Origin of the sequence: Paracoccus sp. (in: a-proteobacteria), from assembly GCF_030538655.1 — a bacterium.
Lineage (GTDB): Bacteria > Pseudomonadota > Alphaproteobacteria > Rhodobacterales > Rhodobacteraceae > Paracoccus.
On record NZ_JAUNTO010000039.1, the window covers coordinates 1 to 9863 of the forward strand.

The 9863-nt window shown below is 66.0% G+C and carries 16 protein-coding genes and 2 pseudogenes; 8 read left to right on the plus strand and 10 right to left on the minus strand.

Annotation, left to right across the window (positions count from 1 at the left end; translation table 11 throughout):
- Positions 1-145: 145 nt before the first annotated feature.
- The 5 genes from Q4G22_RS15320 to Q4G22_RS15340 are packed head-to-tail and all read left to right on the plus strand — an operon-like array spanning position 146 to position 4506.
- The gene (locus Q4G22_RS15320; protein WP_303386755.1) at positions 146-589 is read left to right on the plus strand and encodes a hypothetical protein; all 444 of its coding nucleotides are present in this window, start codon (positions 146-148) and stop codon (positions 587-589) included.
- Positions 586-1578: an ABC transporter substrate-binding protein gene (locus tag Q4G22_RS15325; protein ID WP_303386756.1), complete on the plus strand. Its 993-nt coding sequence runs from the start codon at positions 586-588 to the stop codon at positions 1576-1578. Before Q4G22_RS15320 ends, Q4G22_RS15325 begins: the two co-directional genes overlap by 4 nt.
- Positions 1579-1622: 44 nt before the next feature.
- Positions 1623-2423, plus strand: a complete 801-nt coding sequence (locus Q4G22_RS15330) for an ABC transporter permease (RefSeq protein WP_303386757.1) — start codon at positions 1623-1625, stop codon at positions 2421-2423.
- Positions 2420-3301, plus strand: a complete 882-nt coding sequence (locus tag Q4G22_RS15335; RefSeq protein ID WP_303386758.1) for an ABC transporter ATP-binding protein — start codon at positions 2420-2422, stop codon at positions 3299-3301. The genes Q4G22_RS15330 and Q4G22_RS15335 overlap by 4 nt, the downstream gene beginning before the upstream one ends.
- Entirely contained in the window at positions 3298-4506 is a 1209-nt protein-coding gene (locus Q4G22_RS15340; RefSeq protein WP_303386759.1) for an NnrS family protein, read from the plus strand. Before Q4G22_RS15335 ends, Q4G22_RS15340 begins: the two co-directional genes overlap by 4 nt.
- Positions 4507-4513: 7 nt before the next feature.
- On the opposite strand, the gene Q4G22_RS15345 is transcribed toward Q4G22_RS15340, so the two are convergent.
- The 10 genes and pseudogenes from Q4G22_RS15345 to Q4G22_RS15390 all read right to left on the minus strand — a co-directional run bounded on the left by Q4G22_RS15345 (position 4514) and on the right by Q4G22_RS15390 (position 8387).
- Positions 4514-4768, minus strand: a complete 255-nt coding sequence (locus Q4G22_RS15345) for a hypothetical protein (protein WP_303386760.1) — start codon at positions 4766-4768, stop codon at positions 4514-4516.
- Complete coding sequence (locus Q4G22_RS15350; protein WP_303386761.1) at positions 4759-5385, minus strand: hypothetical protein; 627 nt, start codon at positions 5383-5385, stop codon at positions 4759-4761. The genes Q4G22_RS15345 and Q4G22_RS15350 overlap by 10 nt, the downstream gene beginning before the upstream one ends.
- Before the next feature lie 2 nt (positions 5386-5387).
- Positions 5388-5903 (minus strand): heme utilization cystosolic carrier protein HutX, encoded by a 516-nt coding sequence (gene hutX, locus Q4G22_RS15355; protein ID WP_303386762.1) that lies wholly within the window; start codon positions 5901-5903, stop codon positions 5388-5390.
- A gap of 163 nt (positions 5904-6066) precedes the next feature.
- The gene (locus Q4G22_RS15360; RefSeq protein ID WP_303386763.1) at positions 6067-6276 is read right to left on the minus strand and encodes a hypothetical protein; all 210 of its coding nucleotides are present in this window, start codon (positions 6274-6276) and stop codon (positions 6067-6069) included.
- 93 nt (positions 6277-6369) lie between these two features.
- The gene (locus Q4G22_RS15365) at positions 6370-6519 is read right to left on the minus strand and encodes a hypothetical protein (protein WP_303386764.1); all 150 of its coding nucleotides are present in this window, start codon (positions 6517-6519) and stop codon (positions 6370-6372) included.
- A gap of 82 nt (positions 6520-6601) precedes the next feature.
- Positions 6602-6865 (minus strand): hypothetical protein, encoded by a 264-nt coding sequence (locus Q4G22_RS15370; RefSeq protein ID WP_303386765.1) that lies wholly within the window; start codon positions 6863-6865, stop codon positions 6602-6604.
- Between the two features lie 107 nt (positions 6866-6972).
- Positions 6973-7317: a hypothetical protein gene (locus Q4G22_RS15375; RefSeq protein ID WP_303386766.1), complete on the minus strand. Its 345-nt coding sequence runs from the start codon at positions 7315-7317 to the stop codon at positions 6973-6975.
- A gap of 4 nt (positions 7318-7321) precedes the next feature.
- The gene (locus Q4G22_RS15380; protein ID WP_303386767.1) at positions 7322-7492 is read right to left on the minus strand and encodes a hypothetical protein; all 171 of its coding nucleotides are present in this window, start codon (positions 7490-7492) and stop codon (positions 7322-7324) included.
- Positions 7493-7679: 187 nt separating this feature from the next.
- A pseudogene (locus Q4G22_RS15385) lies at positions 7680-7946 on the minus strand (phage tail tube protein); the annotation flags it as partial.
- Between the two features lie 24 nt (positions 7947-7970).
- Positions 7971-8387 carry an acyl-CoA transferase gene (locus tag Q4G22_RS15390; protein ID WP_303386768.1) on the minus strand — a complete coding sequence of 139 codons (417 nt, stop codon included), beginning with the start codon at positions 8385-8387 and terminating at the stop codon, positions 7971-7973.
- A 116-nt stretch (positions 8388-8503) separates the two neighbouring features.
- Here Q4G22_RS15390 and Q4G22_RS15395 point away from each other — a divergent pair, with 116 nt between their 5' ends.
- From Q4G22_RS15395 to Q4G22_RS15400, 3 genes and pseudogenes are all read left to right on the plus strand, one after another.
- On the plus strand, positions 8504-8920 hold the full coding sequence (locus Q4G22_RS15395; protein ID WP_303386769.1) for a hypothetical protein: 417 nt from the start codon (positions 8504-8506) through the stop codon (positions 8918-8920).
- Between the two features lie 9 nt (positions 8921-8929).
- Positions 8930-9055, plus strand: a pseudogene (locus Q4G22_RS15750) (phage minor head protein); the annotation flags it as partial.
- 33 nt (positions 9056-9088) lie between these two features.
- Positions 9089-9832 carry a hypothetical protein gene (locus Q4G22_RS15400; protein ID WP_303386770.1) on the plus strand — a complete coding sequence of 248 codons (744 nt, stop codon included), beginning with the start codon at positions 9089-9091 and terminating at the stop codon, positions 9830-9832.
- The last annotated feature ends 31 nt before the right edge of the window (positions 9833-9863 follow it).

Consider the following 9863-nt stretch of genomic DNA (forward strand, 5'->3'; position numbering starts at 1 on the left):
GTATGCAAAAAACCGCTTGACTGAGACGACCCCGTTACCGAAGTCTGGAGCCTAGTTGCGATCAAAATCCGAGAAATATAATCAGAAATAATGAGGCATCTGTCAGATGTTGCCGATCCGCTGATCCCGATCCAGGACGCCGCCCATGCCCCAGCGCATCGCCAGAACCCCGGCCAGACGCCTGTCGCGGCATCTTCTGGCGCTGTTCGTTCTGCTGGCGGCGGGGATCGCACAGGCGACGTTTCAGGGCGGGTTGTGGCCGTTTGACCTGCGCTTCTCGGTGCTGATGACGGCGGGATGGCTGGCGGTGCTGGCCGCCGCGTGGTGGCCGGTGGCGCTGATCCTTGCCGCCGCATCCGCCCTTGCCCCTTGCGCGCGGTGGCGGCTGGCGCTTTGGCCCGCCGCGCTGCTGCTGATGACGCTCGTTCATGGCCTGTGGGGGGCGAGGCTTGGCTTTGTCCCGGCTCCGCGACTGGGCGCGGACGGGTTTTTGCGGCTTTACACCATCCCCACCGCCCTGCCGCTTCTGGCCGGATCTGTCCTGCACACGGCCATCCCCGCGATCTTCCCTGAAAGGAGAACCACATGACCACCACGACCACTCGCCGGAATGTGCTGATCGGGGCGCTGGCTGCCAGTTCGGCCCTTGCCCTGCCGGGGCTGGCGCGCGCGCAGGCCCGCATCGCGGAACTGGCGCTTTATGGCCCGCCCGCAGGCCCTTCGGTCACGCTGGCCCATGCCGTTGCGGGCGGGTCATTCGCTGCGATTGCCGACAACGCCACGATGACCGCATGGCGCAACCCGGATGAGCTGCGCGCCGGGCTGACCTCGGGGGGGATTCTTGCCTCGATCATGCCGGTGCAGGCGGCGGCAAATCTGTATAACCGCGGCTTTCCGATCCGGTTGGCGAATGTGATGACGAACGGGCTGCTTTACGTCACCTCGGGCGACAGCAGCATTACGGCGATCCCGGATCTGAAGGGCCGCCATATCGCCGTGCCCTTCCGGGGCGATACGCCGGAAATCCTGTTCAGCCAGCTTGTCGCGCATCACGGCATCGCGGATGATTTGGAAATCGCCTATGCCGGATCACCGATTGAGGCGATGCAGATGCTGCTGGCGGGCCGCGTCGATGCCGCTGTCACGGCCGAGCCGTCGGCCACCGCCGCCGTCATGCAGGGTGCGCAGGCGGGCAAGGGCATTGCCCGCGCGATCGACATACAGGCAGCATGGGGCGAGATGACCGGGGCCACGCCGGTGCTGCCGCAGGCCGGGCTGGCGCTGACGGGCGGCTTTCTGGACGCACATGCGGATGCGGTGCCCGCGTTGCTGGCCGCGATTGCGGATGCCACCGCCGGGGTGCTGGCCGATCCCGCCGCTGCCGCCGCCCATGCCGCCCCGGTGCTGGAGATGCCCGCGCCGCTGCTGGCGGCATCGGTCCCCTATTCCAACCTTGTCGCGCGGCCCGCACCCGAGGCCCGCCCCGACATCGAACGCATGCTGACCGCCATGACCGGCGCCGATCTGGCCGCGATCAATGGCCGCCTGCCCGATGACGGGTTCTATCTGCAACCGTGACGCCACCAGCCATGCCCGCCCGCGCTGCCCCTCTTCTTTCCGCCATGACCGACCGTGTCGGACGGGTGCTGGCCTTTCTGTGGTCCGGCTGGGTCGGGCTGGCGGCGCTGTTTCTGCTGGCCGCTGCATGGCAGGCCGGACATGAGGCTTACGGCCCGTTCATCCTGACCTCGCCGCTCGATACCGTCGCGGCGGCGGCCCGGCTGGCGCAGGACCCGGCAAGCTGGGCGGTGGCCGGGCTGACCTTGCAGCGCGCGGTGACGGGCTTTGCCCTGGTGGGCGCCATCGGCGTGGCGCTGGGGTTGGCCGCAGGTTATTCGCCCGCCACGCTACGCCTGTTGCAACCGCTGATTACCGTGTTGATGGGCGTGCCGCCGATTGCATGGATCGTGCTGGCGATGATCTGGTTCGGCGGATCGGATGCGACGGTGCGCATGGTGATCGTGGTGTCCGCCCTGCCGGTGGTGTTTCTGGGCGCGGCGCAGGGCATCGCCACGCGCGACAGGGGGCTGGACCGCATGGCGCAGGCGTTCGGTGCAGGACCGATCCGGCGGTTTCTGACCGTGGGGCTACGCCAGACCACGGTGACGTTGTTTCCGGCGCTGGTGCTGGCGCTTGGCACCGCCTTCAAGGTCGCGGTGATGGCCGAACTGCTGGCCAATGCCGGCGGGATCGGCGGCGCGCTGGCGGCGGCGCGGATCAATCTGGACATCGCCACAGCGCTGGCATGGGTGCTGATCGCCGTTGCCCTGCTGATCGCGGTAGAATATACGCTGGTCCACCCCGTCAAGGGCGAGATCGACCGCTGGCGCCGCGCCGCCCGGCCATGGGGGGTGAAGCGATGACCGCGCCTCGGAACAACGGGCAAACATCCGCAACCTCGGCCAGCCGCGCGGGGGCCGTTGCCGCCGCAGGACTGCCCGGCCAAAATCAGACGCCAGCACCGCATCGCGCAACTTTGATGGGCAAGCGGGCAGGCGCGCTTACGATCAGTGGTCTGGAACATGCCTATCTGGGCCGCTCGGTCCTGCGCGGCATTGACCTTGCAGTAAGCACGGGCGAGATCGTGGCGCTGGTCGGCCCCTCGGGCTGCGGGAAATCCACGCTGCTGCATGTCGCCGCCGGTCTGCTGGAACCGAAATCGGGCCGGATCACGCGCGGCTATGCCTGCCATGCGATGATCTTTCAGGAACCCTCACTGATGCCCTGGGCAACCGCGGCGGACAACATCGCCTTCGGTCTGCGGCTGGCGCGCCTGCCCGGCCGCGAACACGCCGCCCGCGTATCAGAGGTTGCCGCACAGGTCGCACTGGAGCCTGCGGATCTGGCAAAATACCCTTCGGAACTGTCGGGCGGGATGCGCCAACGGGTCGCCATTGCCCGCGCCCTGGCCGTTCGACCCGATTTCATCTATTTCGACGAACCTTTCACCGCGCTGGACGTGGCGCTGCGTCGGCGGATGCAAGATCTGGTCATCGCCACCTGCGCGGGGGCCGGTCTGGCGGGTCTGTTCGTCACCCATGATCTGCATGAGGCCGCGCGCATTGCCCACCGTGTCGCCGTGCTGGACCTGCGCGGCGCGGGTATTCATGGCGACCGCATCGTGCCGGGCGTTCCGGGCCAGCGTGGTGATACGCCGCTGCATGACTGGGTGGCGCGGGCGCTGGCCGATGACCCGCTATTTGCGCATATCCACAATGTCGATGAACGGCAGATCGCATGAGTTGCGCTGCCGGATCATCCCGCCCCCGGCCCCGAACCACCCTTGCCGCGCTTGGCGACGAGGGCTTCCGGCTGTTCTTTCCGCTGGCCGCGCTTTACGCGGCGGCGTTTCCGTTGGTCTGGGTGCTGACACTTGGCTTTGATCTGCCGCTGGCCCACAGCGTGCCGCCCGCGCTGTGGCATGGATACGAGATGCTGATCGGCGCGTTCGGCGCGGCGCTGATCGGCTTTCTGACCACCGCAGCACCCGAGTGGACCGATACCGAGCCGATGCGCGGCCGCCCCTTATGGGTGCTGGCGGGGCTATGGGCCGCAGGGCGCGTCATCGGCGCGCTTGGCTGGGACGGGTTGAGCGTCTTGGGCCTGTTGGCCGATCTGGGCTGGATGGGGGCACTGCTGGCCTATCTGATCCGCCTGTCGATCCGGGGCCGAACCGACAGGCTGCTGGCCTTCATCGTCTGGTTGGCGCTGCTGGCGGGCTGTGCGATGGCGGCACGGCTGGCCTTCGTGACCGGCGAGATCACCCGCGCCGCCACTGCACTGCACATGACCGGCTTTGCCTTTCTGGGCCTTCTGGCGCTGGCGCTGGCCCGGATCACCGTGCCGATCACCAATCAGGTGCTGGACCCGACCGAGACCACATCCCCCTTTCGCCCCCATCCGGGGCGAGTGAACCTTGCGCCCGGTCTGGTGCTGATCGCGATGGCCGGGCAGATGCTGGACCTCAGCCCGATGGTGCAGGGCTGGCTGATCCTTGCAGCCGGGGCCGCCTTCCTGGACCGCGTGGCCGAGGGCTTTGTCGGCCGCGACACCGCCCGGACCGAAATCCTGTTGCTGTCGGGCAGCGCGGCGCTGGCGGGGCTGGGGCTGCTGATGACCGGGGCCGCGATGCTGGGCGCGCCGTGGACACAGGTGGCGGGGCTGCATCTGGCCTTCATGGGCGGGTTGGGCATGGGCGTCTATGCGGTTCTGTCAATCGCTGGGCTGCTGCATACCGGGCAAAGCCTTGGCTTGTCGGTGCTGACGCGCATGGGCGCGTTGATGTTGGTCGCCGCGACCCTGCTGCGCATCGCGCCTGAAATCGGCCTGCCCCTGCCCGGCCCGCTGCACGCGCTGTCGGCGCTGGTATGGGCGTGGGCTTTCCTGATCTGGATCGCCGTCTATTGGCCCGGCTTGCGCAGCGGCGGGTTCGGCGGATGGCACTGACCTGTCGTCACTCACCCGCCGCGATCAGCCCGGCACAACCCGCGCGCCAGTCGGGATAGCACAGCGCAAACCCCGGCAGGGCCAGCAGGCGGTCGTTACGGAGACGGCGGTTTTCGGCGTAAAACGCCGCCGTGCCGGGCGGCAAGCCGGCATCACCAAGCGCCACCCGAGGCGGATCGGGCAAGCCCAGCGTCGCCGCAACCCCGGCCAGCAGATCCGATGCCGCCGAGGGCGCGCCATCCGCCAGATTGGTCAGGCGCAACGGCGCAACGGCGCGGGGTTGGCAACGGCGGCCAGCGTGGCGGCGGCAATATCGTCGCGGTGGATGCGGTTGAACACCTGCCCCGGCTTGAGGATCGCGCGCGCCGTCCCCCCGCGCAACCGGGCCAGAACGTTGCGGCCACCGGGTCCGTAAATACCCGCGATGCGAAGAATATCCAGCGCGGCACCGTGACGGGCAGCAAGGGCCTGCCATTCCGCCTCGGCCATCAGTCGGGCGCGGGCGTCGGCGGTTGCGGCAGCAGGCGGGCGTTTTTCGTCGATCCAATCGCCACCGCAAGCGCCGCAAACCGCCATTGATGAATAATACCCGATCCAGATCAACCCCGGCGACAACCGCCCGCCCAAGGCCGCAAGCGCCGGGCAGCCCCCGGCCAGCGGCGGGGCCGAGACCAGCAGATCCGTCACATCGCCGATCCCGTCCGCCATCGCCTCCGCCGGAACGGGCACGATGCCGGATGCACGCATCGCGTCCGCGCGGGCCGGATCACGCAGCACCGCACTGACACGCGCACCTTGCGCCCGCGCAAGATCCGCCACCGCCCGCGCGACATAGCCCGGCCCGAACAGCAGCAGATGCCGCCCCGCCAACCTCGCCATCATCACAGCCCCGCCAGCAGCCGCGATTCAAGCGCATCGAAGGCGGCGATCTGTTCGGGGATCAACTGACGCTGTGCATCGCGGCCCAGATAGATCTTGAACAGGCAATTGCCGTCATGGTCATAGAACTGGACCGAGCGTGTCTCCATCGAGAACAGTTTGCGTCGCACAAAGGCCACGCGCGCGCAGGCATCGACGTTCAGATGGCCGCTGATCGGCTTGCCTTTCAGGTTATACATGCCATGCACCGCCGTCCCGCCTTGCATCGGCGCCTTGGCCTCAAGAATGACGGGGCCGGTATTGACGATAAAGGTGATCTCGCCCCAGCTGGCGATGGCGTCCAGCACATCCGCCATCAGGCTGCCCGGCAGATGGGTGACCTCGCCCTTGGGCAATGCCTCCAGCACAGCCAGCGGCGTGGTGTCGGCGGCCCGCGCGATGTCTTCCAGCGCGGCGGTGGGGTTCTGGGCGATGGCCTCGGCCAATGTGGGGGTGGCCATGGTGTCGGTAGTGGTCATGTCGTCTCTTTCAGATAAGGATGCTGGCCCACCCATGTCAGCAGCCGCCCGGTCATGGCGACCTGCCAGAACCGGCCGGCGCGGGTCAGTTTATGAAAGCGGTGATGCGGCACCAGCAGACCGGCACGGGTCCATTGCGCAAGCAGTGGGTCCAGATGCTGCGTCAGGCGGCGAGGTCGCTCGGCTCGTCTTCCAGCAGGCAGGCGGCTTCCATGATCGCGTCGAGCAAGCGGGCCTGCGCCTCGGCCGCTTGCGGCATCTGCAGCCAGTCGCGGCTGATGCGGGTCAGTTCTTCGATGCGCAGGGTATCGCGGGCGATCAGCGCCTCGGCGGCAGCGGCGATCAGGTCGGTGATGCTGTGGATATCGGTCATGGTTTTCCTCGTGGTGCGGCGGGGCGGGATGCCGGGCCTGCTACCGCCTCAAGCCCCGCGTGGCGCGCGGGGCCGGGGCGGGTTGGCGGGACGTCAGTCCTCTTCGCGCTTCAACACCGTAAAACCCTCGGCTTCCCAGTGGCCGAGGACGATATCCGCCATCCGCTCGTCATTCTCAAAGCGGGCAGTCTTGACGATCAGCCGGGCGCGGTCATTGGTCAGGGCGGTGAGCGTGATGGTCATGGCATGGTTCCTTGTGCTGCGTCTTTGCCAGCATCCGTGTTCGCTCTGACTACATCTTATATCCAGTATAATTTCAGCAATATCATTGCTTTATGCGAGGGGTGCCTCGGCCTTGTTCGACCCACCAATAATCGGCCCGGAAGGCCAGCAGCCTGACCGCGCTGCCTTGTTCCGGGTGATGGTAGACGGCCATCATCACCTCTTCGGTGATGTCTGGGCTGCCGTGAACCCCACGGTGCAGATGGGGGTGGATCTGGTCGGTTTTGCGGAAATCCACCCCGTCGGCGCGGATGGTTTCCGGCATGAAGAACAGAAAGCTGCGAGCCTCTTCGGTGGTGAATGCCATGGCTTTGGTTCCTTGTGCTGATGGGTTGGGGCCGCTCCCCTTTGCCTGCCTCCGTGTTCGCTCTGACGGCGGATTATAGCCAGTATAATCGCAGTAATATCATAGCCTTATTCGCCACCGATCCGGCGCAGAAGATCGTTCGTCTCGCGCTGCGAGGCGCGGATTTCCTCGATCACCGAGACCATCGCATCAAGGCGCACGTCCAGCCGCACGCTGCCCTGTTCCAGCGCCCGGATGCGGGCCTCCAGCGCCAGCATGGTGCCGCGATCCGCCGCGATGGTGGCGCGCAGCTCGGACAGGGCAACGGTCTGCGCCTCGGTCGCGTGCTGCAGCCGGGCGACGGTGGTGCCGCCATACCAGACCAGAGCCACGAGCGCGGCCAGCGTGGTCCATGCCAGCGATTTGTTCAGCGTGATGCCGCGTTCGGAGTTCTCGATGCGAATGCCGGTCATGGTGCTATCCCTCGGGCGGCGTGGAAGTCAGCACCCGCTTCACCGCCGCGCCATCCATGATCTCGACCTGCCAGTGTTCCGCCTGTTCGCTGATCGGTATCTCAGCGGTGTTCCAACTATACGCCGAAAGCGCCCGGTCGCGCCGCATCCAGCGGATCAGCAGATCCCCCGGCACGTGGGATTGCCGCCACGGTTGGGCGACCTGCACCGGCGCGAAGGGACGTAGCCCGGCGCTATTCGGTGTGAAGCTGATTACCGCATAGCTCGGTTTTGTGGCCGGACCGATGCGTAGGTTCACCGGCAGGCCGAGATCGGCCAGTGCGGCCGGCAGATCGGCCAAAGCCTCGTCGAGCAAGATGATGCGGGTGCCCGAACGCAGCCTTCAGCCAGAACCCAAACGCCGCCGCATCAATCGGCACGGTCAGATCGCCATCGGCACTGATCGCGTCCTTCACCGGCGGCAAGGGATCACGGCCATAGCCCAGCAGTTCCGACGACAGCAGCGGCTGCTCCGCGCTCAGCGTCGTGCTGGCGAACGGCATCCGCATAAAGCCGCCTGCGGGCGCGGTGCCGTAATCCGTCTCAAACGCGGTCGCAAGCTGCGACCGCGCGCCTTGCGCACGTGCCATGGGATGGTCCTTTCGGGGTTGGATTCAGGCCAGCGGGTCGGCGCTGGTATAGTGAAGCGTCAGGGTCAGGATCGCCGCCCGGATCGGGGCAGCGCCGTCGACGGCCAGATAAACGGGTTCGGGCGCTGAGGGTTCGATCCAGTCGCGAAGCCCGCCGAGGGTGCGGTCGGTAGCGAGGATCGCACCGATCTCTGCCAGAAGCGTATCGAACAAGGCATCGAGCCCGCCCCGCAGGAACACCTCCAGCTCCGCCCGGTGCTGCCAGTGATAGCGCAAAGGCGAGAGCGTCACCTCCGGCTCCCCCGATTGGCCATCGCGCAGGATCAGCAATCCTTCTGCGGGGATGCGCTCCGGCAGGGATGCGTTGCGCAGCATTGTGGCAGGCAAGTTTGAGAGCCGCGCATGCAGCGTGGCGAGGATGGTTTCGCGAGTGGAGGGCATTTCATAGACGCTCAGGTTTCTGGCATCCCGCCCGTGGAAGGCACCGTGCGGAAAGGTAAATATTCGTTAACTAATTGCGCCTACAACAGATCCCGCAGATCGGTGGGGAGGTTACATTGCGGCACAATCTTGGGGACTTCCTCCGGCACGGTGGTCATGGTCAGTACGTGGTCAGCCAGCACAACTGTTCGACGTACGGTCATCGCGCGGCCATTTCTATCAAGTCGTTATTCCCTGGCTATACCGGTCTTCGGAACGCTTTTTCGGATCGTCTGGATCAGGTTGTCGTCGACAACACACGTGCGCTTCTGAATGCCTTGACGCCACCCGATACCGCCCTTTTGGTGACGGAGGCAGACCTGCGCGATGTTTCGGACGCGAAGGAGGCAGTCCTGCGCGAATGGGATATGCGTCTGACGGCCATCTTTGAAGCGTATCAGTCCCACCCCCAGCGGCTCCGCCCGTTGCGCATGGCCATGGAAGAGCGTCTGCTGAGGGCCTTCGGGGGATTGATCAATCAGCTTCGGCAGTAGGACCTCGGGATCGAGCGTTACATCTGGCGTTCCCGAGATGACGCACAGGTTCGCGACAGTCACGCAGAGTATGACGATCAGATCTTCAGTTGGGACGAACCTCCGGCAGGCGGGCATCCGGGACAGGCACATAACTGCCGGTGTTACGCCGAGCCTGTTGCGTCGACGTTGCCAAACGAGGTTGTCCTTGCCCAGTATGCGCCAGCGGCGGAAATTCCGGTGGGGGCCTTTTTTCGCGGCCTTATCGGACGTGCGGTCGCGCTTACCCCTCAGGGAGCTGCTGCATTGGCGGCGCTTGGGGCCGCGTGGGAGACGAGCAATACCTTGCGGGAACTCACCGAACTCGCAACAGAAAGCCGCCTGAACCGCGCGGCCGATATCCTCGGCGTCGATCTAGGATCGGCCGAAGGCGTCTTGGCCGCCATTGCGCACGAACTGGTACAGGAGACGGTCATCACCGGATTCGGATCCAGCCTGCCCAAGAACGTGAGTGCCGCGCAGATCGCTGGTCAGGCGGCGGCGCTTTTCGAAATGTCGAATCCCGGAATTATTCAGCAGGTCGCGGCACGAGACCGCGCTGCTCAACTCGCGCTTGGCACATTCGTGCAGCAAGCCTACGGGGCTTTCAGCGAGGGTCGGCTCCGGCTTCAGGATGGCACGATTGCCGATGGCTGGGTCGAGGTATTTCCTGAACTGACCGATGGCGAGCGTCGGCTGGGTGAACTTCCCGGTTTCACCCCCGAACGCATCGAGCAGTGGCTGGAAACCTACCCGGTCGAGGTCCTTGGCCTGCCAAACCACACCGGATCGCCGGCTACAGAAACCCCGACCAGTAATATCATTTCCACGCCTGTCCCGAATGAAGCGACGCCGAGCATCGTCGAGGCACGCCTAGACGGCGTCTTCATTTAAGGATTCCCTTGTCATTCGAGTTCTGATTCAA